Below are 24,483 nucleotides of genomic sequence, written 5' to 3'. Positions count from 1 at the left end.
TGAGCCACCCTAGGACGCGACGAGCCCGGGACGCGAGGCGCGTCCCGGGCTCGTCCTCCGTTCGGTCGGTCAGACGGCCCCGAGGATGTCGACGACGAAGATCAGCGTCGAGCCGGCGGGGATCGTCTCGCTCGCCTGGTCGCCGTAGCCGAGGTCCGGCGGGATGACCAGGAGCACCTGGCTGCCGACCGTCTGGCCGGCCAGACCCTGCGTCCAGCCGGGGATGACGCCGGTCAGCGCGAAGGTCGCGGGCTCGCCCGAGTCCCAGGACGAGTCGAACTGCGTGCCGTCCCAGAGCCAGCCGGTGTAGTTCACCGTCAGGGTCTGGTCCTCGGTCACCTCGGCGCCGGTGCCCTTGATGAGCGGCTGCGCGACGAGCGTGGTGGGCGCCGGGTCGGTCAGCGGCGTGATCGACGGCTTGCCGTCGGCGTCGAGCGTGACGGTGGGCAGGCCGGCGGGGGGCGTCACGGCCTCGCCCTCGGCGCGCTCCAGGGCAGGCACGGTGTCGTTGGCCTCGACGACCTCACCGACGACGACGTTGGTGCCCTCGCCGTCCGGGACGGCGAACAGGATCCGGACGCCGACCTTCTGGCCGACGAGCGCGTCGTGCAGGTCGGGGAGCAGCTGGTCGTCCGCCACGATCTTCTCGGGAGTGCTGGAGTACGTGTCCCCGAGCTCGGTGCCGTCGGTGCCGGACACCGCCGTCGTCTGGATCGAGAGGGTCTGGCCCTCGGTGATCTCGTCGCCCGTGCCCTCGTCGACCACGCGGACCACGAGAGCCGAGACCGTGAACGGCGTGGTGGGGAGCGTGATGGTGGGCTTGCTGCCGGGCTCGCCCTCGACCTCGACCTTGGCCAGGGCGGCCACGTCGGCGGGGTCGGCGGTCGACGTCGACGTCGCGGAGGGCGTCGGGTCGTCGGCCGAGTCGCCGGCGCAGGCGGCCAGCGAGAGGCCGAGGGTGAGGGCGAGAGCTGCGGCGGCGAGGCCGCGGCGGGCGGTGGTCGTGCGGCGCACGAGGGTCCTCCGTCGGTTCGGGTCCCGCCCGGGGAGGCGGCGGACCTCGGCACGGTACGCGAGATTGCTGGGAGTCCGCTGAGCGGGCCGGTGGCTGGGCGGCACGAATCGCTTCAGAGCAGCCGCCGGTCGCCCTCCCGGATCACGCGCAGCCAGCGGTACCCGTAGCCCTCGAGCTCGACCTCGGTGGCCCCGCGGGCGTCGATCGTGCACGACCCGTCCTGCAGCAGGTCGACGAGCCGGACGGTCTCGTCGCAGTCGTCGAGCCGCAGCGGGACGACGACCGCCTCGGTGCCCAGGTTGTGCAGTGCCACGAGGGACCCGTCGTCCCAGGTGCTCCGGTGCGCGAGCACCGCCGGGAACGGCTGGTCGAGGATCTCGGCGCGGGGCGTCCAGCCGAGCTCGGGGCACTCGCGGTAGCGGCGGACGAGCAGCTGCACGAAGGACAGGAGCGAGTCGGGGTCGCGGCGCTGGTCGGCGACGTTGACGTGCTCGGGGGAGAACCCGCCCTCGGTCACCGGTCCGGCCAGCTTCCGCTTCGGTGCGCGGGAGAACCCGCCGTTCAGGCCGGACGTCCACTGCATGGGGGTGCGGACGGCCAGCCGACCCTCGGCGGCTAGGTTCTCGCCCATCCCGATCTCCTCGCCGTAGAACAGCACCGGGGTGCCGGGCAGCGAGAAGAGCAGGGAGTAGACCATCCGGATGCGGCGCGGGTCGCCGCCGAGCATCGTCGGCAGGCGTCGGCGCAGACCCCGGTCGTAGAGCTGCATGTCCGGGTCCGGGCCGAAGGCGTCGAACACCTCCTGCTTCTCGTCCTCCGACAGCTTGTCCAGCGTGAGCTCGTCGTGGTTGCGGACGAAGGTGGCCCACTGGGCGTCGTGCGGGATCTCCGGGCGGTCGCCGAGGGCCTTGGCGATGGGCCGGGCGTCCTGCCGGGCCAGCGCCAGGTACAGGTTCTGCATGCCGATGAAGTCGAACTGGAGCGTGAGCTCGTCGCTGTCGGCCGCGTCGCCGCCGAAGTACAGCTTCTGCTCGGCGTACGGGAGGTTCACCTCGCCCATGAGGATCGCGTCGCCCACCCGGCGCGTGAGGAACGACCGCAGCTCCTTGAGGAAGTCGTGCTTGTCCTCCACCTTGTCGCCCGGTGTCTTCGCGGCGTCGGCCAGGAAGAACGGGACGGCGTCCACGCGGAACCCGCTGAGCCCGAGCTCCGCCCAGTAGCCGATGACCTTGGCGATCGCGTCCCTGACCTGCGGGTTCGCGGTGTTGAGGTCCGGCTGCTGGTGGTAGAACGTGTGCCGGTACCACTCGCCGGTGGCGTCGTCCTTGGTCCAGATGCCCGTCTCCTTGTCGGGGAAGACGACCTTGTCCTTGGTGGACGGCGGCTTGTCGGAGCGCCACACGTAGAAGTCGCGGTACGGGCTGTCCTTGCTCCTGCGGGCGCTCTGGAACCACGGGTGCTTCTCGGAGGTGTGGTTCACGACGAGGTCGACGATCACGCGGATCCCGCGGTCCTTGGCGGTCCGGATCACCTCGACCAGGTCACCGGCGTGCCCTAGGCGGGGATCCACCCCGTAGAAGTCGGAGATGTCGTAGCCGTCGTCGTAGTCGGCCGTCGGGTAGAAGGGCATGAGCCACAGGCACGTGACGCCCAGGTCGGCCAGGTGGTCGAGGCGCTGGACCAGGCCGGGCAGGTCGCCGACGCCGTCGTCGTTCCAGTCCATGAACGTCTCGACGTCCAGGCAGTAGATGACGGCGTTCTTCCACCAGAGGTCGCCCGTGTCGTGGATCCTCATGCGGTCACCTGCTTCAGCTGGGGGAGGAGGTGCTCGGCGGCCATGTCGACGAACGCGTCCAGGGTGGCGCTGCGCGGGGTGCTCGTCGGTGCGGCGTCGTCGTGCTTGTCGTCGCCGGGCCGAGGGTCCGTGGCTGCCTGGTGCAGGTAGACGGCGTCGAAACCGATGGCCACCAGCTCGCTCACGCGGTCGGCGAGGCGCGCCGGGTCGTGGTCGACGAGCACGCTGCGGTGCAGGGAGTCGTCGCCGACGTGGACGCCGAGGGAGTCGAACGCCTCCGGGGTGTCCAGGTCCCACGCCACCGGCGGACCGAACACCTGGCCGGCCATCTGCTCCCTGGCGACCTGCAGTGCCAGCTCGGCGGACGGTGCCCAGGAGACGTGCACCTGCAGGGCGACCTGCCCTCGGCCACCGGCGTCCCGGTACTCGTGCAGCACCTGCTTCAGGATCTCCGGCGACTGGTTCACCGTGACCAGCCCGTCGGCCCAGTCCGCGTGCGCGCGGGCCGTCGCCGGGGTCACCGCCGGGCCGATGAGCAGCGGCTTCTCGTCGGGAAGCGTCCACAGCTTGGCCCGGTCCACCGTGACCAGCCCGTCGTGCGTGACCTCCTCGCCGTCCAGCAGCGCGCGGATCACCTCGACGCACTCGCGCAGGCGCGCGTCCCGCTCGGCCTTGGCCGGCCAGCGCCCGCCGGTGATGTGCTCGTTGACGTTCTCGCCGGAGCCCAGCGCCACCCAGAACCGCCCGGGGAACATCGCCCCGAGGGTGGCCACCGCCTGCGCGATGATCGCCGGGTGGTACCGCTGGCCCGGCGCGTTGACCACACCGAAGGGCAGCTCCGTGGTGGCCAGCGCCGCGCCGAGCCACGTCCACGCGAAGCCGGAGTGCCCCTGCCGGACCGACCAGGGGGCCCAGTGGTCCGAGCACATGGCGGCGTCGAACCCCACCTCCTCGGCGCGCCGCGTGGCCGCCAGGAGCGCGGCGGGGTGGACCTGCTCGTGCGAGTTGTGGAAGCCGACAATGGTCATGGGGTTCGGTTCTACCGGCTGCGGGGCTCCTCCGCGCGGCGAGCGTCCGTGCACAGGCCGATGAACGCGCCCAGCTCCGCCAGCTGCTCCGGGCGTGCGGGCAGGTAGTCGGTCAGCCGGCGGGAGCGGACGATGATCGCGCACCACTGCGCCCGGGAGACCGCCACGTTCAGCCGGTTGCGGTTGAGCAGGAACTCCATCCCGCGCGGCACGTCGTCGGCCGAGGAGGCGCAGGTGGTGACCAGCACGACGGCGGCCTCCTGGCCCTGGAACTTGTCGACCGTGCCCACCCGGACGCCCGTGATCCCGGCGTCTCTCAGTGCGCGGGCGACAGTCCAGACCTGGGCGTTGTAGGGGGCGACGACGAGGATGTCCGCCCCGGTCAGCGGCCTGCTGGTCCCGTCGGTCCAGCGGCGACCGAGCAGGTCCCGGACCTGGTCCACCACCACCGCGGCCTCCTCGGGCGACGAGACCGCGTTGCCTTCGTGGTCGACGACGACCGTCCGCAGCCCGGGCGCGACGCCCTCGAGCTCGCGGTCGGCGGTGCGCGGGACCGCGGTCAGGCGGTCCTCGTAGGAGAGGCGCGAGACGGCCGCGCAGAGTGCCGGGTGCATCCGCCAGGTGCGGGCCAGGAAGTAGCCGAGCTCGTCCGGCAGCGTGTCCTGGCCGTCCACCAGCCACCCGAGCGCCGACCGGTCCACCGGCTCCGGGTGCCGGCCCTGGGTCACCTGCGGCAGCTGCTGCGGGTCGCCGAGCAGCAGCAGGTTCCGGGCGGCGGTCGACACCGCGATGGTGTCGGCCAGGGAGAACTGGCCCGCCTCGTCGATCACGAGCAGGTCGAAGCCGCCGTCGGGGATCCGCTCGCGGCTGGTGAAGTCCCACTTGGTGCCGCCGATGACGAAGCCACCGGGCTGCCGGGCATGGAACGCGGTGGCGTCCTTGCCCTTCGGCAGCGACTGCCAGACGGCGTCGTCGGGGTGCTCGTCCTGCGCCTTCTTGCCGATCTGCTCCGCGGGCAGACCGGCCGCGTTCACCGCGCGCAGCATGTTCTCCACGACGGCGTGCGACTGCGCGACGACGCCCACCTTCCACCCCTGCGCGGCGAGCGCGGCGATGACGTGACCGCCGGTGTACGTCTTGCCGGTGCCGGGCGGCCCCTGCACGGCCAGATAGGAGCCGTCGAGGTCGAGGACCGCGCCGATGATCGCCTCCGTGGTCCCGCTGACGTCGTCGGGACGCGGGAGCGGCAGGGTCCGGGTGCGCGGGGGCACGCGGCGCAGGATGTCGACCGCGGGCAGGGGCGGGAGGTCCGGGAGCCCGTCGGCCACGCCGCCGACCAGCGTGCGGATGGCCTCGACGATGCTCTTCACGCCCGGGCCGGCGGAGGGTGCCAGCGCCATCGGCAGGTCCGGCCCCGGGGTCGCGCCGGTGGGCAACCGGTCGCTGACCAGCAGGACGTCGCGCGTGCCCGACGCCGAGTCGGTCGCCGCGCGGACCGTCACCTCCAGGATGTCCACCCCCGAGGTCCAGCCGCGGTGGCCGGTGCTCGACGTCTGCGCGTACTCCGGCGGCGGGTCGTAGAGCGCGTACGCGGTGCCGCCCGCGCGCAGGTCGCTGCCCGGCTCCAGCTGCCCGGTCAGCCGCAGTGTCCGAGCGAACGTGCGCTTGCCGGGTCCGATGGTCCAGTCCTCGACCACCTCGGGGGTCCCGTCGACCAGGAGGGTGCCGCGCGGGTCCAGCCACTCGGCGGGATCGGACTGCAGCCGGTCGAAGTGGGCCCACCAGAACGGCTTCGCCTCGCGTGAGTGGTAGCCGACCGCCGCGGCGAGCATCCGGACCGCCTGGTGGTCACCGGGGTCGTCCAGCACCTCCGACCTCGCCAGCACGTCCGCCACCAGCGGGTCCTCGTCCGCGGGCTCCTCGAGCTCGCCCGCCGCGGAACCCGTCGGAGCCGGGCCGTGCGCCAGCAGCCAGTCCCGCAGCCGGAGCGTGGAGACGCAGTCGTACCGGTTGTACTCGGCGATCTCGGCGAGCTTCGCCTGCCAGGCGGTCTCGTTCCCCGCGTCGCGCAGGTCGCACGCCTCCGCGTACTCGGCGATCGAGTCGGCCGCGGTCGTCACCTCGCTCTCCCGCGTCTCGTCGCCCATGTAGAGGGGTTCGAGCTTCTTCAGCGAGTACGAGCTGCTGCCCACCCGCAGACCCCGGCGCACGGTCGCGTACAGGTCGACGAGCACGCCGTCGCGCAGCAGCTGGTCCACCACGTCCTCGCCGACGCCGTACCGTCCGGCCAGCCGGAGCAGGGCCGTCCGCTCGTACGGGGCGTAGTGGTAGACGTGCATGCCGGGGTGCGCGGTGCGGCGCTCCGCGACGTACGCGAGGAACTCGACGAACGCCTGCCTCTCCTGAGCGCGGTCGTGCGCCCAGAACGGCCGGAACGTCCCGTCGGCCTCGACCACCCCGAACAGGTACTCCAGACCCCAGTCGGCGGGCGCGTCGGCGGGGACCGTGTCGTCCGTCCACAGCGGGTCCCCCTCGAAGTCGAAGAAGATGTCGCCGGGGTCCGGCGCGGGCAGGTCCTGCACCGCCCCCGCGTCGATGACCTCGAACACCAGCGGCTCGGTCGCCGTCTCCTGCCGCACCTGCAGGGCCGCCTGCCGGCGCAGGTTCGCCAGCGTCGCGCCCCCGATCCCCACGACCGGGCCGGTGCTCGCGGCCAGCTCGTCGACGGTGCCGATCCCGACCGCCGCCAGCCGCGCGCGCTGCGTCGACCGCAGCCCCGCGACCAGGAGGACGTCCCGGTGCGCGGCGATCTGCGCGGCACACACGTCGCACCGACCGCACGCCCGGTAGCGGGGGTCGCCCCAGGCCACCGGCTCCCGCGCGGCGCGGTGCTCGTCGAGCACGTCCTCGAGCCGCGTCCGGCGCTCGCGGTAGAGCGGCAGCAGGTCGGCCAGCCGGTGGCTCGACCGCGTCCGGTCGCCCAGGATCAGGTGCACCTCGTCGGTCACGGGGATGCCCGCACCGATCAGCTGGTCCGCGTAGGCCGCCAGCTGGAGCAGGGCGGTGACCTTCGCGCTCCGGGCCAGCTTGGTGTCGAGCACCGCCCAGCCGCCGTCCTCGCGCACCACGAAGTCGGCCCACCCCGTGAACCGGCCGTCGAAGAACCCCGCCTGGTAGATCACGTCGGCGCCGGACCCCAGGGCGGCCAGCGTGGCCGCGTGCACGCGCTCCAGGGCGGCACGGTCGCCGGCCTCGTCGTACCGCGGGCGGGCGATCGTGACGACCTCGCCGGACGCGCGGTACTCCTGCAGGACCCGGTCCTCGTGCGCCGTGCCCAGCGCGGACACCCGCGCGAGCATGGCGTCCGCCGCGATCGGCGTGGGCTCCGCCAGGCCGAGCCGGCTGTCGAGGTTCCGCAGCACGGCGAGCTCGCAGGCGGCGGCGTTGGCCAGGTCGCTCGGGCTGAGCACGAGGCCACCGTCGTCGAGGAGGAACATGGGCCGAGGGTAGAGGGCGCCTCGGACAGGGTGGCTGCGGGTGCGCTAGACACGTGCCATGCCCCGCCTCTACCCCGAGGACCCGCAGTTCCGCGACGACGTCGGCGCCGAGCGCACGGTCTGGGAGGCGCTCCGGGACCAGCTGCCGGACGACGTGGCGCTCGTCGCGGGGGTCGGCCTCCAGGACGGCTCGACCGAGCGCGAGATCGACCTGCTCGTCGCGTGGCCGGGCGTCGGGCTGGCGGTGATCGAGGTCAAGGGGGGCCACGTGACGCGCGAGGGCGGGACGTGGTGGCAGGGCTCGGGGGAGCGGCGGCACCGGATCGACCCCGTCCACCAGGTGCAGGACGCCCGGCACGTGCTGCACGAGCTGCTGTCGCGACACGGCCTCGACGCCGCCCGGGCGCGCTCGGTGCACGTCGTCGCGCTCCCTCACGTCTACGTCCCTCAGGACTGGTCGGCCACCGACCTGCCGCGCACGATGCTCATGGACCGCAACGACGTCGGCAGCGCCGCGGGACTCGTGAAGCACGCGATCGACGGGCACGGCGCGGGGCACGTCCCGCTCGGCGAGGCCGCCCTGGAGGACCTGGTCGACTACCTGGCCGGCAGCTTCCCGTCCCAGGTCGAGGTGCTGGCGCACGCGGCGCAGTTCGAGGACCACCTGGACCACCTCACCCGCGACCAGGCCCGGATGCTCGAGCACTTCACCTCGTTCAACCGGCTGCAGGTGGTGGGCGGTGCGGGCACCGGGAAGACGTGGCTCGCGCTGGAGCAGGCCCGGCGACGAGCCGCAGGGGGCGAGCGGGTGGCGCTGCTCTGCTACTCGCGCGGGCTCGGCAGGTACCTCCAGCGGATCACGCAGACGTGGAAGCCGAAGGAGCGCCCCGCATTCGTCGGGCTGTTCCACGACCTGCCCATCGCGTGGGGCGCCCAGCAGGGTGCGGACGACGACGTGGACTTCTTCGAGCGCATCCTCCCGGTGCGTCTCGGCGAGCTGGCGGACAGCCGGCCGCGGAGCGAGCTGTTCGACACCGTCGTCGTCGACGAGGCGCAGGACTTCGGCGAGCAGTGGTGGCCGTCGCTCGTCCGGTGCCTCCGGGACCCCGACAACGGCGGGCTGTTCGTGTTTCTCGACGAGGCCCAGAGGGTGTTCGGCAGGGACGGTGTCGCGCCCATCGCCACGCCACCGGTCCGGCTCGACGAGAACCTGCGCTCCACCAAGCAGATCGCGCAGCTGTGTGGCTCGCTCCGGGACGACGTGACCCGCCCGCGCGGGATGGACGGTGCCCCCGTACGGATCCTCGACGTGCCGTACGACCGAGCGATCGACGTGGCTGACGACACGGTGGACGCGCTGCTCGAGGAGGGCTGGCTGCCCGGACAGGTCGCGCTCCTCGCCACGGGCTCGCGGCACCCGCTCCAGGTCGAGCTCGTCAGCGGCGCCGGGCACGCGGGCTACTGGGACGGCTTCTTCGCCGGGGAGGAGGTCTTCTACGGCCACGTGCTCGGGTTCAAGGGCCTCGAGCGGACGGTCGTGATCCTGGCGGTGAACGGGTTCCGGGAGGCGCAGCGCGCCCGCACCCTCCTGTACACCGGCCTGTCACGGGCCCGGGTGCTGCTCGTCGTGGTGGGACCGCGCGCCGAGATCGAGCGCATCGGCGGCGAGGGAGTCCGCAGGCGCCTCGAGCGGGCGGACGTGCGGCAGCCGGACTAGGCGCCGACGAACCAGTCGGTGACCGCGGCGGCGTCCTCGTCGAACACGCGGACCTCCGTGGCGACCTCGGTGAGCTCCGCGAGGAAGCCGTCGTCCGCGTCCACCGTCCCCCGGGCATGCACGACGACCACCACGGGAAGCCGGTCCGCCTGCGCCGGGTGCAGGACCGGGCTCACGCGCTGCACCAGCTGTCGGCGGGTCCGGCTCCCGGCGAGGATCACCACCGCGTCGATCGCCGGCAGGTCGAGGCCCTCGTCGAGCACCTTCGGGACGGACAGCACCGTGACGCCGCCGCTGCGCAGGTCGCGCAGGGTGTTCCGACGGACCTCGGGCTCCTGACCGTTGTGGAACCACGAGGCGGTGACGTCGACCGACCGCAGTCGCGCGGCGGCGGTGTCGGCGTCGTCCTTCGTGTGCGTGTAGACCAGGCCGCGGGCCGACCGGGCGAGCAGGGGCGCGAGCTGCGCCACGGCATCGATCTTGGCCGCCGACGTCGCCAGCAGGTCGCGCCGGCTGCTCACCGCGCGCAGCCACGCGCTGGCGTCGGCCGCGGCGCGCGCGTTCTCCCGCCAGCCGCCCTGCAGCCGGATCGCGTCGTCGTGGAACGTGTCCGGCGCACAGCCGTACGCGGCGAGGCGTTCGTGCAGCGCGGTGAGCTGCGCGGACAGTGAGTCGTACTCCGCCTGGTCGGCGGCGTCGAGGTCCACGGGGACGAGGGCGAGCCGGAACCGGCCGAGCACGCCCTCCGCACGGCCGCGGCGCAGGTCACAGCCGTCGAGCACCGTGCCGAAGTACGGCCGCAGCACCTCGTCGACCCCGGCGTCCTGGCGTTCGACCGACGTCGTCAGGCCGAGGCGCGCGCCGAACCCCTCGCGCAGCGTCTCCGCCGGACGGGCCGAGCCGTACTTGTGCACCTCGTCCGCGACCAGCAGGCCCGCCCGGTCCTCCAGGAGGTCACGCCCGAACGCGCTGCTGACCAGCGACACCAGCACGTCGCACTCGTCGAACGTGTGCGCGGTCGTGAGGTCACGACGACCGAGCGACAGGCCGGGCAGCTGGACCGTCAGGGTGGTCAGCCACTGCTCGAGGAGGTCCGTCGTGGGGACCAGGACGAGCACCTTCTCGCCGCGCGTCAGGGCGTCCCAGGTGGCCAGGACGCCGACGACACCTCGGCCCTGCGCGCTCACCGCCTCGACGATCCCACGACGGCCCGCGGCCAGCCACGCGTCGAGCACGTCCTTCTGCCACCGGCGCAGCTGGGGTCCGACGTACCGGACCTCGCCGCCGGGCGGGAGAGGGCCGCGGTCGGCGACCGGCGGAGCGGCGCGGACAGGGGCGACCGGCGCGACGGAGGGAGTCGCGACGGTCCTGGTCACAGGTGCGAGGGACTCGACCGGCGCGACCGGGGCGACCGGGGCGACAGGCTCGGCGATCCGGGCGACGGGGTGCGTCGTCGGGGGTGCCGGGAGCGTCGCCGTCGTGCTGGAGGAGTGGGTCGGGACCGGCCGTGCCGGCAGGGCGGGAGGCGTCGCGACCGGACGGGCGGGCAGTGCCGGCGGCGTCGTGACCGGGGGTGCGACAGCCTCGACGGCTGCGGGCGGCGGGTCGATGGCCGCCAGGCGCGAGATCACGGGGACGCGGACCGGCATCGGAGCTGCCGGGGGTGGGACGGCGGCGTCCGGGATCGTCTCTGCGGGTGCGGCGTCGTCCAGGAGCCGCACCGACGGCCTGCCCGCGAACGCGGCCGCAGGCAGGATCCCGCGCGGCGTGACCGGCGGGGAGGCGTCGGCCGCAGCCCGGTGGCCGAAGGACGCCGCGGGTGCGAGCACCTGCGTCGCGGGGTGGTGCGGGGTCGGGATCTGCAGGACCGTGCTCGGGTGGCCGGCGCCCAGGGCGCGCCACCGCGGCGGCGTGCTCCCGTCGTACCGGAGGCGCGGGTCGCGGTGGAGGACCTGTTCCACCTCGGCATCCGTCAGGCCGGGGTGCCCGGCGACCGCGAGTGCCTGCGCCAGCTCCCGCGCGGTCTGTTGCGGGCGAGCGATCAGAGCAGCGTGCAACGCGTCGTTCGGCGTAGACACGGCCTGCCCTCCAAGACGTCGACGTGCGAGGCGGGCCCGGATCGCGGAGCCCACGCCTAGTTGTCGGCATCCGAGGGGCCAGAGTTCAGTCGCGGACCCTCACTCGTCCGACGGAACCCCTCAGGGCACGCTCGGGCAAGCCCCTGTCGACGCCGATGAGCGCCGGGCTGCCGCTCAGCCGGCGACGATCTCCTCGGCGTTGTCCATGATCCACTCCATGAGCGGAAGCAGCCGGGCCACGAGCTCGGACCCGCGCTCGGTGAGGGAGTAGTCGACGCGCGGCGGGATGCTGGCGGTCACCTCGCGGTGCACGATCCCGTCGGCCTCGAGGGTGCGCAGGGTCTGGGCCAGCATCTTCTCGCTGATCCCCTCGACGATCCGTCGCAGCTCGCCCCACCGCATGGTGCGCTCGGACAGGGCGACCAGCAGCAGGACCCCCCACTTGCTGGTCACGTGGTCGAGGACGACGCGCGACGGGCACGCGGCCGCGAGAACTCCGTCGGTCATCAGTCGTTCCAGCGCGCTGACCTCGTTGCTCACCGTCACGTGCGTACCTTACGCCAAAGTGGGTACCCACGATCTGGAAGGTTCCCGGCACGCGGCCGGTTGCGGCGGACGACACCCAGTCGCTCCACCGAGAGGAACTCCCCATGTCCGTCGTCGTCACCGGTGTCACCGGCCACCTCGGCCCGCTGGTCGTCCAGCACCTCCTCGCCGGCGGGCTCGCCGCCGACCAGATCGTCGCGGGCGGCCGCCGCCCCGAGCTGCTCGCGCACCTGGGCGTCCGGACCGCCGCCGTCGACTACGACGACGCCGCGTCGCTGGAGACCGCGTTCGCCGGCGCCGAGACCGTCCTGCTCGTCTCCGGCAGCGACGTCGGCCGGCGGGTCGCGCAGCACGGCCGGGTCATCGACGCCGCCAAGGCCGCCGGTGTCCGCCGCGTCGTCTACACGAGCGCCCCGCACGCCGACACGACCGAGCTCGTCCTCGCGCCGGACCACAAGGCGACCGAGGAGCTCCTCCGGGCGTCCGGGCTGGCGTGGACCATCCTGCGCAACAACTGGTACACGGAGAACTACGTCGGCGCCGTCGAGCAGGCCCGGACCACGGGCGTCATCCTCACCAGCGCCGGCGACGGCCGCGTCGCCAGCGCCACCCGTAGCGACTACGCCGCCGGCGCCGCCGCGGTGCTGCTCGGCGGCGACCACGACGGCCGCGTGTACGAGCTCTCGGGCGACGTCGCCTGGACGTTCGACGAGCTCGCCGAGGCGGCGTCCACCCTGCTCGGCGTCCCCGTCGTCGCCCAGCAGGTCTCGTTCGACGAGCACCGCGCGATCCTGCTCGGCGTGGGTCTCGACGAGGGCACCGCGGGCTTCGTCGCGACGCTCGACGCAGGCATCCGCCGCGGCGACCTGGCGGACGCGACGTCGGACCTGCGGACGCTCATCGGTCGGCCGACGACACCCCTTGTCGACGGTCTGCGTGCGGCGCTCGACTCCTAATCAGGGAGCAGCACGGTCGGACGTCCGCGTACCTTCTCCGAGTCCCGCCGTCCGTCGGCGGGGCTCGGCCGAAGGAGAATGACCGCATGACCGCAACAGTGCAGGCCAAGGGTGTCGGGGCCGGCTTCGGCGATCGTGAGCTGTTCTCCGGTGTCGACCTCGTCGTGGCGCCCGGGGACGTCATCGGCCTCGTCGGCCCCAACGGCGCGGGCAAGTCCACGCTCCTGCAGATCCTCGGCGGCCGTCGGCAGCCGGACTCCGGGAGTGTCGCGGTGTCGCCGTCGCACGCGCAGCTGGGCTACCTGGCGCAGGAGATCGAGCGTGTCGACGGGGAGTCCGTGCGTGCCCACCTCGAGCGGCGGACGGGTGTCGCGGACGCGCAGCGCGCGCTCGACGACGCCGCGGACGCGTTCGGCGCGGGCCAGGACGGTGCCGACGACGTCTACGCCGAGGCCCTCGAGCGCTGGCTCGCACTTGGCGGCGCCGACCTCGAGGCCCGGCTCGGCACGGTGGCCGACGACCTCGGGCTGACCGTCGACCTCGACCACCCCATGACCGCGCTGTCCGGCGGGCAGGCCGCCCGGGTCGGTCTCGCGGCGCTGCTCCTCTCGCGGTACGACCTGTACCTGCTCGACGAGCCGACCAACGACCTCGACGCCGCCGGGCTGGACCTGCTGGAGGAGTTCGTCGACCGGTCGGAGGCCGCGATCGTGGTGGTCAGCCACGACCGCGAGTTCCTCAGCCGCACGGTCACGGCCGTCGTCGAGATCGACCGGAGCCTCCAGCGCGTCACCACCTACGGCGGCAGCTACGACTCCTACCTCGACGAGCGCTCGATCGCCCGCCGCCAGGCCCGCGAGGCCTACGAGGGGTACGCCGCCCGACGCGACGCGCTGAACGCTCGCGCCCGCATGCAGCGCGCGTGGATGGAGAAGGGCGTGCGCAACGCACGTCGCAAGGCGACCGACAACGACAAGCACATCAAGCACCACCGCGGCGAGACGTCCGAGAAGCAGGCGGCGAAGGCGCGGCAGACCGACAAGATGATCGCCCGCCTGGACGTGGTCGACGAGCCGCGCAAGGAGTGGCAGCTGCAGATGAGCATCGCGACGGCCGGCCGCTCCGGTGCCGTCGTCGCCGTCGCGCGGCACGCCGTCCTCACGCGCGGAGCGTTCACCCTGGGCCCGGTCGACCTGCAGCTCGACTGGAAGGACCGCGTCGCGGTCACCGGTCCGAACGGCGCCGGCAAGTCGACCCTCCTCGCTCTGCTGCTCGGGCGGCTGGAGCCCACGTCCGGCGCGGTCGACCTCGGCTCGGGCGTGCTGGTCGGCGAGGTGGACCAGGCGCGTCGCGCGTTCGAGGGCGACGAGCCGTTGGTCGACGCCTTCTCCCGCGAGGTGCCGGACTGGCCGACCGCCGACGTCCGCACGCTGCTGGCCAAGTTCGGTCTGGGCGGCCACCACATCCACCGACCCGCGTCGTCGCAGTCACCGGGGGAGCGGACCCGCGCCGCGCTCGCGCTCCTGCAGGCCCGCGGCGTGAACCTGCTGGTGCTGGACGAGCCGACCAACCACCTCGACCTGCCCGCGATCGAGCAGCTGGAGCAGGCGCTCGACAGCTTCGAGGGGACGATCCTGCTGGTCACGCACGACCGGCGGATGCTGGAGACGGTCCGGCTGACCCGCCGGTGGCACGTGGAGGACGGCCGGGTCACCGAGGTGACCGCCGACTAGTCTCGACGCCGACGCACCCACCGACGACGAGGACGGTTCCATGGCACCCATCAGGTTCGGCGTGGTCGGCAGCGGGTGGCGGGCGGAGTTCTTCGTCCGCATGGCGCGGCTGATGCCGGAGCGGTTCCAGGTCACCGGCGTGGTCACGCGCTCCGCCGAGCGGGGTGCCGAGGTCGAGCGCGCGTGGGGCGTGCCGACCGTCCGGACGATCGAGGAGCTGGTCACCAGCGCGCTCCCCGGTTCGGGGACGGACCGCCCGGAGTTCGTCGTCGTCTCGGTCCCGTGGCCCGTGACCCCGGAGGCGACCGCCGAGCTGGTGTCGCTGGGCATCCCGGTGCTCGCCGAGACCCCGCCCGCGCCGGATGCCGACGGGCTGCGCGAGCTCTGGGCCGAGGTCGGCTCGTCGGGACTCGTCCAGGTGGCCGAGCACAGCCCGTCGATGCCGTCTCACGCGGCCCGGATCGCGGTGGTCGACGCCGGGACCATCGGCCGGCCGACGAGCGTACAGATCAGCTCCACGCATCTGTACCACGCGGTCGGGCTCATCCGGCGACTGCTCGACGCGGGCCGCGGCGAGGTCACTGTGCGCGCCTCGACGTTCACCGCGCCCCTCCTAGGACCGCTCGGTCGCGACGGCTGGACCGGTGCCACGGAGCCGGCCGACGCGTGGAACATCCTGGCCACGCTGGACTTCGGCAGCGGGCGCAGCGCGCTCTACGACTTCACCGACAACCAGTGGCACAACCCGCTGCGGACCAACCGGATCGTCGTCCGCGGATCGCACGGCGAGATCGTCGACGACGCGGTCACGCGGTGGGTCGACGAGCGCACGGTCATCACGTCGCCGATCGTCCGACGGGTCACCGGCCTGGAGCAGAACCTCGACGGATTCGACCTGGAGCACCTGAGCCTGGACGGCCGGGTCCTGTACCGGAACCTGTTCCAGGGCGCCCGTCTGGCCGACGACGACATCGCCGTGGCCGCGCTGCTCGACGCGACCGGTGCGTGGGTACGCGGGGAGGGCCCGGCGCCCTACCCGTTGGCCGACGGCTGCCAGGACCACCTGCTCGGTCTGGCCATCGAGGAGGCGGCGCGCACCGGCGAGACCGTCCGGACCGGCCGGGAGGCCTGGGCGGACGCGTAGCGGATGCGAGCCGGCGACGGCGGTGCCACGGTCGTGAGACGACCGACCGAGAGGAGTCCGCACATGGCTGTCACCGCATTCGGCGACCTCCCGCTGGCCGACCGCGACCGGGCCTGGGACGGCGACGCCGCCGAGAAGCGCGTCCGCGCCTGGGCCGAGGCCGAGGCCGAGCCGAACGAGAGGTACCGCGACGCGCACGTCTGGTACGACGCCGAGAACAAGGAGAACTTCACCGCGTACAAGCTGTTGGTCGCCGACGTGATCGACGGGCGCCTGAAGGCCGTACCGCGGGGAGTGTTCGCCGCCGCGGCCGTCATGCAGGGTTCGCGCGGCGGGGTCGACGTGCCGGACAAGGACCGCGACCGCATCAAGAGCCACCTGGCGAAGTACTACACGAAGCTCGACGAGACGCCGCCCTGGGAGGACTAGACGCACCGGCGGGCGCGACACCATCGGTGCCGCGCCCGCCGGTGCGTGCGCGCCTGCCCTCAGATCGTCAGGAGGCCGTGCACGTCAGGCTCGGCCACGTCCAGTTACCGCCGTGCTGGACCGTGAAGCCGAACGAGGTCGTCTGACCCGCGGAGAGCGCGCCACTGCCGCTCGGCCGCATCGTCATGACGTTGCCGGAGGAGTCCCACGTCGGCGAGCCGTTCCATGTCGCGATGATCCGCTGCGGGTTCCTGACCGTGACGGTCGACTGCCAGCCGCTGATGTTCGTGTTCGCGCGGATGGTGACCGTGCCGTTGAAGCGGTCGCTCCACTTCTGCCCCTCCGAGTACGTCGCGGTGCAGCTGCCGCCGCCCGTGGGCGGGGGCGTCGTCGTCGGCGTCGGTGCCGGCGTGGTGGGCGTCGGGTTCGGGGTGGTGGTCCCGCCCGCGTTCAGCTGGTTCAGCACGCTCGTGTAGGCGGCCTTCTTGTTGCCGGAGCCGTCGAAGAGCAGAGGCGTGCCCGAGGCACGCCACGAGTCGGAGTCCCGGACGCCCCACACGGTGATGCCGGTGCAGCGGGACACCGAGAGGCACGCCTGGACCACGCCCTGGTACTGCTGCGCCTGCGAGCTCCCCGAGCCCTCGATGTCGAGCTCGGTGATCTGCACGTCGACGCCCAGCGCGGCGAAGTTGCGTAGGGTCGTGTCGTAGTTGGACGGGACGGGGTTGCCCGAGTTGAAGTGCGCCTGGAAGCCGACGCAGTCGATCGGCACACCGCGGGACTTGAAGTCGCGGACCATGTTGTAGACGCCCTGCGTCTTGGCGTGCGACCAGTTGTCGGTGTTGTAGTCGTTGTAGCAGAGCTTGGCGGCCGGGTCCGCAGCGCGGGCGGCCCGGAAGGCGGCCTCGATCCAGTCGTTGCCGGTGCGCTGCAGGTTGGAGTCGCGACGCCCACCGGAGGAACCGTCCGCGAACGCCTCGTTCACGACGTCCCAGGCGTAGATCTGGCCCTTGTAGTGCGTGGCCACCTGGGTGACGTGGTTCAGCATCGCGTTGCGCAGCGACGTGCCGGACATGTTCTGCATCCAGCCCGGCTGCTGCGAGTGCCAGGCGAGCGCGTGGCCGCGCACCTGCTTCCCGTTCTGCCGCGCCCAGCTCACGATCCGGTCGCCGTTGCCGTAGCTGAACTGGTTCTGCGACGGCTCCGTCGCGTCCATCTTCATCTCGTTCTCGGCGGTGATCATGTTGAACTCGCGGTTCGCGATGGTCGTGTACGTCGAGTCGCTGAGCCGGTTGGCCGCGATGGCGGTGCCGAAGTACCGCCCGCTCTCGCTGGCCGCTGCCTGCAGGGTGCTGCCCGCTGCCGCCGCCGGCAGGGCCAGTGCCACAGACAGGCCGGCGACGGCGAGGCCGCCGATGGCCGCGGTCAGGCGTCCTGGTCGTGGGGTCGTCATTGATCCTCCTCGGTGGTGCGCTCGTCGGCTGATCGCCGGCGCCTCACCTTCTGAGGTCCCTCAGGCACGGTCAAGGGATGGGAGCGCTCCGGTAGTTGCGATAACTCCAGCGAAACGTTTCTTAACTCTTATGGGTGACTTCCATCGGTGTAAACAATGCCCTGGGCGGTGACGGCGCGGCGATGGCATCGAACGCTCGGCCGTGAACGCCGAGCGGAGCACGCAAGTATCGGACCCGCGTCCTGGTCAGCCGTCGCGTCGCGGCGTGCTCTCTCGCTCCACGAGGCGCATGCCGGCGAGGTAGAGCACCGGCGCGCTGTCCACCGCGCTCGGGTCGAGCCGCTCGCGGACCCGGCGGCGGAGGATGTCGACGGCGACGTGCGCGATCTCCCGTCGGCCGGGGTCGACGGTGGTGAGCGTCGGCACGGAGTAGCGCGAGTCCTCGATGTCGTCGAAGCCGACCACGCCGACGTCCTGCGGGATCGCCAGGCCGCGCGTCTGCAGCTCGTACATCGCGCCGATGGCCAGCGCGTCGTTGAACGCGACCACGCCGTCGACCCGCACGCCGGAGTCGAGCACGGCGGCCATCGCGCGCGCGCCGTTGGCCCGGTGCCAGGCCTCGTCCGACCAGCCGAGCAGACGCGTGTCCACCTGGATCCCGCGTGCCTCGAGCGCCTGCCGGTACCCGGCGTAGCGCAGAGAGGCGGATCCGGCGGTCTCCGCATGCAGCATGCCGATCACGGCGATGTGGCGTCGGCCGGCGTCGAGGAGGAGGTCGGTCGCCGCCCGGGCGCCGTCGATGTTCCGCATGGTGACGTGGTCGACGCTCGGTGAGAACAGCTGCTCGCCGAGGAGGACGAGCGGGTAGCCGAGGTCGTCGAGGAGGTGCGCGTCGCTCTGGACGAGCGCCGCGGGGCTGAAGATCAGACCGTCGACGAGGCCACGGCGGGGTACCCGCAGCGCGGCGAGCTCACCCTCGCGCGTGAATCCCGTCGGCTCGATGAGCACCTGCAGGCCGTGGCTGCGGGCGGCCGAGAGGATCTCGTCGGCCAGCTCGCCGAAGTAGGGCTGACCCAGCTCGGGGACCGCAAGACCCACCACTCCGCTGCGGCCGGAGCGGAAGATCTTCGCCGTCACGTTGATCTCGTAGCCGAGCTCGTCGACAGCGACGAGCACCCGGTCCCTGGTCGTGTCGCGGACGTGGGGGTAGCCGCTGAGCACGTTCGACACCGTCTTCACGGACACACCGGCGTGCCGTGCGACGTCCGCCATCGTCGCCACAGCCCCTCCTTCGCGTCCCACGGCACGGGCGGTCGCAACCTACCGGACGCCGGGAGCGGTCGGGCCGTGGTCCTGGTCCGACCTCAGGCCGCGGGCGTCAGCGCTCGGTGGAGAAGGCGCCGAGCTCGCTGACGTCGTCGTGCCGGAGCTCGAACCAGACCGCCTTCGCGGCGTCGCCCTCCTCCTCGACCGTGCCCCAGCTGCTGGACAGCCGGTCGACGAACATGACGCCCCGGCCCCCGAACGCGGTCGGCGGCGGGTTGCGCACCACGGGCACCTCGCGGACGCCGTCGGTGACCTCGACGCGGGTGCGCTCGTCGTCCACGTGCACGCGCAGGGTCACGGGCGGGTCGGCGTGCGCGACGGCGTTGGTGACCAGCTCGCTGACCAGCAGGACGAGCAGCTCGAGACGTCCGTCGTCCACACCTGCCTCGGCCAGTCGGTCCCGCGCCCAGTGCCGTGCGGGCGCGATCGCGGAGAGCGAGGGCGACACGGCCGTCTCGGCGTACATCGGGAGCCTCCCGGGGAGTGGTCGGAAGGCCGCATCGGCCCCCCGTCGGTCCCGGCCACGGTTGTGCACAACTGATGATTCGGCAACCTGAACACCGCCCTGGAGCCAGTTTCTCGCCCTCGCGGCTGGGACGATGAGTGCGTGCAGACCTCTTCCACCTCGTCGGGCGCGGACGTTCCCGCACGTCAGACGCCCTCGAGCTCCCAGATCCGGCGGTGGCGGCAGTATCTGGCCGACGAGCGCGCGGAGGCGGCCGTCTACCGGGACATCGCGTCGCGCCGCACGGGCGAGGAGCGGGAGATCCTGCTCGCCCTGGCCGAGGCGGAGGGTCGTCACGAGCAGCACTGGCTGGACCTGCTCGGCGACGACGTCGGCAAGCCCCGCCGCGGCGACTTCCGGACCCGGGTGCTCGGTGTGCTCGCCCGGCGGTTCGGGTCGGTGTTCGTCCTGGCCCTGGCGCAGCGCGCGGAGGCGCGGTCGGGCTACGACGGCGAGGCCGACGCGACGCCGACGATGGCGGCCGACGAGGCCATCCACGAGGAGGTCGTCCGCGGTCTGGCCACCCGGGGGCGCAACCGGATCTCGGGCACGTTCCGGGCTGCGGTGTTCGGCGCCAACGACGGGCTGGTGAGCAACCTGGCGCTGGTGCTCGGCATCGGGGCCAGCGGGGCGTCCGCGTCGATCGTGCTGCTGACCGGCCTGGCCGGTCTGCTGGCGGGAGCGTTGTCGATGGCCGCGGGGGAGTACGTGTCGGTGCGCTCGCAGCGGGAGCTGCTCGAGGCGTCCCGCCCGGGGCAGGCGGCCCGCGCGGCGCTGCCCTACCTGGACGTCGACGCCAACGAGCTCGCGCTGGTCTACCGCGCCCGCGGCATGGAGCCGGCGGAGGCGCAGGCACGGGCAGACGAGCGGCTGCGGACGCTCGGCGATCCGGGGTCGGTCGCGCCGACGAGCGCCGACGAGGTCGACGAGCACGAGGCCGTCGGCACCGCGGTCGGTGCGTCGGCGGCCAGCTTCTGCTTCTTCGCCTCGGGCGCGGCGATCCCGGTCCTGCCGTACCTGCTGGGTGCGGAGGGCCTGACCGCGGTGGTGTGGGCGTCGGTGCTGGTGGGGCTCGCGCTGCTGACCACGGGTGCGACCGTCGGGGTGCTCTCGGGGGCGTCGCCGGTCAAGCGCGCGCTCCGTCAGCTGGCCATCGGGTACGGCGCCGCGGCGGCCACGTACCTTCTGGGGCTGGCGTTCGGCGCCACGGTGTGACGCCCATCATACGAACAAGGTTTGCCAACCCTTACTTAGTGCAGGCTAACCTCACCGTGTGACCACCCTCGAGCAGGACGCCCTCCGCGGCGACAGCCTCACGCTGGCGTACCACGGCACCGTCGTGGTGACCGCCGCGGACCTGTGCCTGCAGCCCGGTCAGGTGACCGCGCTCATCGGGCCCAACGGCTCCGGCAAGTCGACCCTCTTGCGCGCGCTCGCCCGGCTGCACGCCCCGCAGGAGGGGACGGTCAGCCTCCCCGACGTCCCCGACGCCCACACGCTGTCCGCCAAGGACTTCGCGCGCAGGGTCACGCTCCTGTCGCAGTCGCGGCCCACGCCCTCGGGGGTGAGCGTCCGCGACGTCGTCGGCTACGGCCGGCACCCGTACCGCGGCCGCTGGCGCCAGAACGACGCCGACGGCCCCCGCGCGATCGCCTGGGCCATGGAGGTCACGGGCGTCGGCTCGATGGCCGACCGCGGTGTCGACGAGCTCTCCGGCGGCGAGCTCCAGCGCGTGTGGCTGGCCACCTGCCTCGCGCAGGACACCCGCGTCCTGCTGCTCGACGAGCCGACCACCTACCTCGACCTGCGCTACCAGGTGGAGATCCTCGACCTGGTGCGGGACCTGGCCGACGACCACGGGGTCGCCGTCGGTGTCGTCCTGCACGACCTCGACCAGGCCGCCGCCGTCGCCGACCACGTGGTGCTCCTGCGCCAGGGCGTGGTCGTCGGCTCCGGCCGCCCGCACGAGGTGCTCACCGCCGACGCGCTCACCGAGACGTACGGCATCCGCATCGACGTGGTGCGCGACGAGCACACCGGCCGCGTGCACACCCGCCCGGTCGGCAAGCACACGCACCGCCAGCACCTGACCTCTGTCTAGTCCCCCCGTCTCACCTACCTCTGAGGACACCCCTGTGCGCAAGACAGCCTTCCCCGCCCTGCTCGCCGGAGCAGCCCTGCTCCTGGCCGCCTGCGGCACCACCGAAGACGCAGCGGACGCGCCGGACGCCGCGGCGTCCGAGTCCGCCGCCGGTGGACCGATCACGATCACGGACGACCGCGGCACCGTCGAGCTCGACGGCCCCGCCACCAAGGTGGTCTCGCTCGAGTGGGGCCTGACGGAGAACCTGCTCACGCTCGGGGTCACGCCGGTCGGCGCGGCGGACGTCGCGGGCTACAACACCTGGGCGACCGTCGTGCCGCTCGACGAGTCGACGCCGGACGTCGGCTTCCGCGGCGAGCCGTCGCTCGACGCGATCGCCGCCCTGGACCCGGACCTGGTGGTCACCACCACCGACCTGCCGGCCGAGGTCATCGAGCAGATCGAGGCCGAGTACCCGGTCATCGCGCTGCGCGGCTCGGACGCGACCGACCCGATCGGCAAGATGCGCAGCACGCTGGAGATCCTGGGCGAGGCCACCGGCACCTCCGACGAGGCCGAGACCGCGCTCGCGGACTTCGACGCCAAGGTCGAGGACGCCAAGACGCAGCTCGACGAGGCCGGCCTGGCCGGCGCCGAGTTCACCATGGCCGACGGCTGGGTGTCCGACGGTGCGGTGTCGATCCGGATGTACACGCCCGGCTCCTTCCTCGGCGGCGTCGCCAGCGAGCTCGGTCTGACGAACGCGTGGACCGGCGAGGGCGACCCCGACTACGGCCTGGCGCAGACGGACGTCGAGGGCCTCACCAGCCTGGGCGACATCCACTTCCTCTACGTCGGCAACGACACCGACGGCGGCGACGCGTTCAAGGACGGGCTCGCCGGGAACGCGATCTGGGAGCAGCTGCCGTTCGTCGTCGCGGGCAACACCGCCCGCCTGCCCGACGGGATCTGGATGTTCGGCGGCCCGCAGTCGGCGTCGGCGTTCATCGACGCGGCCGTCGCGGCACTGACCGCGGCCTGACAGCAGCTCCGTGAGCGTCGACGCACCGATGGAGGCAGGATCCGCCGCGCTGGGCGTGGCGGATCCTGCCGCCGCGCCCGCGCGCACCCGCGGCGCGCAGCCGGCGCGGATCGTCGCCGTGTTCGCCGCCGCGGTCGTCGCGGTGGTGCTCCTCGCGCTGGTGGACCTGACGCTCGGCACCTCCCGGATCGGGGTCGGCGACCTCCTGGGCCTGCTCACGGGATCGGGTGACGACGAGGCCCTCGCGGTGCTCGTCGCCTCGCGCGCGCCACGGGTGCTCGCCGCGCTGATCGTCGGCACCGCTCTGGGCCTGTCGGGCAGCGCGCTGCAGTCCGTGGCGCGCAACCCGTTGGCTTCGCCCGACACCCTGGCGGTCAACGCCGGCGCCTACTTCACGGTGGTGCTCGCCGCCGTCACCGGCCTCACGCTGCCGTTCGCGGTGAACGGCGCGCTCGCGTTCGTCGGTGGCCTCGGTGCGGCCGCGCTGGTGCTCGCCATCGCGCGGGGCGGCGCCGAAGGACCCACCCGGCTGGTGCTCGCGGGGTCCGCGACCATGCTTGCGCTCTCGTCCCTGACCATCCTGCTCATGCTCCTGTTCGAGCAGGAGACGGCCGGGATGTTCGCGTGGGGCGAGGGCTCGATCGTGCAGTCCGGCACGTCCAAGGTGGCCCAGGCGGCGCCGGTCGTGCTGCTCGCGGGGGTCGCCCTCGTGGTCTGGGCGCGCCGGCTCGACGTCCTCGCCCTCGGCGACGACACCGCCGCGGTGCTCGGCCTCGACGTGCGGCGCACCCGCGTGGTCTCGGTCCTGCTGGCGGTCCTGCTCGCCGCGGTCGCGGTCACGGTCGCCGGGCCCATCGGGTTCGTCGGTCTGACCGCACCTGTCATCGCGCGACTGGTCGCCGGGCGCGTCCCGGGGTTGGCGCGGCACCGGCTGCTCCTGCCGCTGGCGGCGCTCGCCGGCTGCGTCGTGGTGCTCGGCGCCGACGTCCTGCTGCGGCTGGCGGTGCCCGGGGTCGCGGGCGTGGCCATCCCCACCGGCATCGTCACCACCCTGTTCGGCGCCTCCGTGATGGTCTGGCTGGCCCGTCGGCTGCGTGACTCGGGTCCGGCCCGCAGCACCGCGTCCGTCGGCGCCCACCCCGCGACGCGTGCCCGGGTGGCGCTCGTGGTCGTCGTGCTCGCGCTCGCGGTCATCGCCGCACTCGTGGCCGGGTTCCTGCTGGGCGACCGCCTGCTCCTCACGGGCGACGTGGCCAACTGGTTCGCGGGCGTCAGCGGCCGGCAGGTCAGCTTCGTCCTCGACCAGCGCAGCCCGCGCGTGCTCGCCGCCCTTCTTGCCGGCGCGGCCCTCGGCCTCGCGGGCACGACGGTGCAGGCGGTCGCGCGGAACCCGCTCGCGGAGCCGTCGCTGCTCGGCATCACCGGCGGCGCCGGCGTCGGTGCCGTGCTCGCGATCGTCCTGCTGCCCGGTGGCGGCTTCTGGATCGTGTCCGCCGCGGCCTGCGTCGGTGCGCTCGCCACGTTCGCGCTCGTCTACACGCTGGCCAACCGGCGAGGGCTCAGCTCCGACCGGCTCGTGCTCGTCGGCATCGGGGTGTCGGCCGTGGCGACGTCGCTGATCACCTTGCTCGTGGTGCTCACCAGCCCGTGGAACACGACGATGGCGCTCACCTGGCTGTCCGGCTCGACCTACGGACGGACGGCCGAGCAGGTGTGGCCGGTCGCGGTCGCGCTCCTCGTGATCGTGCCGCTGGTGGTCCGCTGGCGTCGGGACCTCGACGTGCTGGCGGTCGACGACGACGTGGCCCGCGTCCTGGGGGTCCAGCTGGAACGCACCCGGCTGGGTCTGCTGATCGTCACCGCGCTGCTCACGGCGGCCGCGGTGTCGGCGATCGGGGTCGTCGGGTTCGTCGGCCTCATCGCCCCGCACCTGGCCCGCTCGCTCGTCGGCTCCTCGCACACGCGGGTGATCCCGGTCGCGGTCCTGCTGGGCGCGCTGCTGGTCAGCGTGGCGGACACCCTCGGCCGGACGGTGATCGCCCCGGCGCAGATACCCGCGGGCCTGCTGACGGCCATGATCGGCACCCCCTACTTCATCTCCCTGCTGTGGCGGACGCGAAGGAGCGCACTGTGACC

Annotated in this window: 18 protein-coding genes; 9 read left to right on the top strand and 9 right to left on the bottom strand. The window is 73.1% G+C overall.

Annotated elements, in window-relative coordinates; translation table 11 throughout:
- Positions 1 to 69: 69 nt before the first annotated feature.
- From ASD18_RS21725 to ASD18_RS01755, 4 genes are all read right to left on the bottom strand, one after another.
- Complete coding sequence (locus tag ASD18_RS21725; RefSeq protein WP_056085924.1) at positions 70 to 1,014, bottom strand: FKBP-type peptidyl-prolyl cis-trans isomerase; 945 nt, start codon at positions 1,012 to 1,014, stop codon at positions 70 to 72.
- Positions 1,015 to 1,127: 113 nt separating this feature from the next.
- Positions 1,128 to 2,810 (bottom strand): alpha-amylase family protein, encoded by a 1,683-nt coding sequence (locus tag ASD18_RS01765; RefSeq protein WP_056085923.1) that lies wholly within the window; start codon positions 2,808 to 2,810, stop codon positions 1,128 to 1,130.
- The gene (locus ASD18_RS01760; RefSeq protein ID WP_056085922.1) at positions 2,807 to 3,838 is read right to left on the bottom strand and encodes a TIGR03885 family FMN-dependent LLM class oxidoreductase; all 1,032 of its coding nucleotides are present in this window, start codon (positions 3,836 to 3,838) and stop codon (positions 2,807 to 2,809) included. Before ASD18_RS01760 ends, ASD18_RS01765 begins: the two co-directional genes overlap by 4 nt.
- 11 nt (positions 3,839 to 3,849) lie before the next feature.
- Complete coding sequence (locus ASD18_RS01755) at positions 3,850 to 7,335, bottom strand: bifunctional RecB family nuclease/DEAD/DEAH box helicase (protein ID WP_056085921.1); 3,486 nt, start codon at positions 7,333 to 7,335, stop codon at positions 3,850 to 3,852.
- Positions 7,336 to 7,393: 58 nt separating this feature from the next.
- Between ASD18_RS01755 and ASD18_RS01750 the strand changes: the two genes are divergently transcribed.
- Positions 7,394 to 9,052 (top strand): nuclease-related domain-containing DEAD/DEAH box helicase, encoded by a 1,659-nt coding sequence (locus ASD18_RS01750; protein WP_056085920.1) that lies wholly within the window; start codon positions 7,394 to 7,396, stop codon positions 9,050 to 9,052.
- Here the strand turns inward: ASD18_RS01750 and ASD18_RS01745 are convergent.
- Together ASD18_RS01745 and ASD18_RS01740 are read right to left on the bottom strand one after the other, a co-directional pair.
- Positions 9,049 to 11,130 carry a DEAD/DEAH box helicase gene (locus tag ASD18_RS01745; RefSeq protein ID WP_156387844.1) on the bottom strand — a complete coding sequence of 694 codons (2,082 nt, stop codon included), beginning with the start codon at positions 11,128 to 11,130 and terminating at the stop codon, positions 9,049 to 9,051. The genes ASD18_RS01750 and ASD18_RS01745 overlap by 4 nt on opposite strands.
- 174 nt (positions 11,131 to 11,304) lie before the next feature.
- Positions 11,305 to 11,676, bottom strand: coding sequence for a winged helix-turn-helix transcriptional regulator (locus ASD18_RS01740; protein ID WP_369817242.1), 372 nt, complete (start codon positions 11,674 to 11,676; stop codon positions 11,305 to 11,307).
- A 104-nt stretch (positions 11,677 to 11,780) separates the two neighbouring features.
- On the opposite strand from ASD18_RS01740, the gene ASD18_RS01735 reads away from it, so the two are divergent.
- The 4 genes from ASD18_RS01735 (at position 11,781) to ASD18_RS01720 (ending at position 15,938) form a co-directional block, all read left to right on the top strand.
- Positions 11,781 to 12,632 (top strand): SDR family oxidoreductase, encoded by an 852-nt coding sequence (locus ASD18_RS01735; RefSeq protein WP_056085918.1) that lies wholly within the window; start codon positions 11,781 to 11,783, stop codon positions 12,630 to 12,632.
- Positions 12,633 to 12,718: 86 nt separating this feature from the next.
- The gene (locus ASD18_RS01730) at positions 12,719 to 14,365 is read left to right on the top strand and encodes an ABC-F family ATP-binding cassette domain-containing protein (RefSeq protein WP_056085917.1); all 1,647 of its coding nucleotides are present in this window, start codon (positions 12,719 to 12,721) and stop codon (positions 14,363 to 14,365) included.
- 40 nt (positions 14,366 to 14,405) lie between these two features.
- Positions 14,406 to 15,509 (top strand): Gfo/Idh/MocA family protein, encoded by a 1,104-nt coding sequence (locus tag ASD18_RS01725; RefSeq protein ID WP_056085916.1) that lies wholly within the window; start codon positions 14,406 to 14,408, stop codon positions 15,507 to 15,509.
- Between the two features lie 63 nt (positions 15,510 to 15,572).
- Positions 15,573 to 15,938 (top strand): hypothetical protein, encoded by a 366-nt coding sequence (locus tag ASD18_RS01720; protein WP_056085915.1) that lies wholly within the window; start codon positions 15,573 to 15,575, stop codon positions 15,936 to 15,938.
- Between the two features lie 67 nt (positions 15,939 to 16,005).
- Here ASD18_RS01720 and ASD18_RS01715 read toward each other — a convergent pair whose 3' ends face one another.
- From ASD18_RS01715 to ASD18_RS01705, 3 genes are all read right to left on the bottom strand, one after another.
- Positions 16,006 to 17,391 carry an endo-1,4-beta-xylanase gene (locus tag ASD18_RS01715; RefSeq protein WP_056085914.1) on the bottom strand — a complete coding sequence of 462 codons (1,386 nt, stop codon included), beginning with the start codon at positions 17,389 to 17,391 and terminating at the stop codon, positions 16,006 to 16,008.
- Positions 17,392 to 17,637: 246 nt separating this feature from the next.
- Positions 17,638 to 18,663, bottom strand: a complete 1,026-nt coding sequence (locus tag ASD18_RS01710; RefSeq protein ID WP_056091339.1) for a LacI family DNA-binding transcriptional regulator — start codon at positions 18,661 to 18,663, stop codon at positions 17,638 to 17,640.
- 106 nt (positions 18,664 to 18,769) lie between these two features.
- On the bottom strand, positions 18,770 to 19,183 hold the full coding sequence (locus ASD18_RS01705; RefSeq protein ID WP_056085913.1) for an ATP-binding protein: 414 nt from the start codon (positions 19,181 to 19,183) through the stop codon (positions 18,770 to 18,772).
- Positions 19,184 to 19,324: 141 nt separating this feature from the next.
- Between ASD18_RS01705 and ASD18_RS01700 the strand changes: the two genes are divergently transcribed.
- Genes ASD18_RS01700 through ASD18_RS01685 form a run of 4 tightly spaced genes read left to right on the top strand, consistent with a single transcriptional unit; the run spans position 19,325 to position 24,481 of the window.
- A complete protein-coding gene (locus ASD18_RS01700; RefSeq protein ID WP_056085912.1) occupies positions 19,325 to 20,437 on the top strand; it encodes a VIT1/CCC1 family protein in 1,113 nt (370 codons plus the stop codon).
- A gap of 58 nt (positions 20,438 to 20,495) precedes the next feature.
- Entirely contained in the window at positions 20,496 to 21,323 is an 828-nt protein-coding gene (locus tag ASD18_RS01695; RefSeq protein WP_056085911.1) for an ABC transporter ATP-binding protein, read from the top strand.
- 34 nt (positions 21,324 to 21,357) lie between these two features.
- Positions 21,358 to 22,347 carry an ABC transporter substrate-binding protein gene (locus ASD18_RS01690; RefSeq protein ID WP_056085910.1) on the top strand — a complete coding sequence of 330 codons (990 nt, stop codon included), beginning with the start codon at positions 21,358 to 21,360 and terminating at the stop codon, positions 22,345 to 22,347.
- Positions 22,348 to 22,375: 28 nt separating this feature from the next.
- Complete coding sequence (locus ASD18_RS01685) at positions 22,376 to 24,481, top strand: iron ABC transporter permease (RefSeq protein ID WP_082573430.1); 2,106 nt, start codon at positions 22,376 to 22,378, stop codon at positions 24,479 to 24,481.
- Positions 24,482 to 24,483: the final 2 nt, after the last annotated feature.

This window comes from Cellulomonas sp. Root137 (assembly GCF_001426725.1).
GTDB lineage: Bacteria > Actinomycetota > Actinomycetes > Actinomycetales > Cellulomonadaceae > Cellulomonas.
Note: the sequence above shows the minus strand (reverse complement) of the source record. Positions and strands in the feature narration are given on the sequence as shown.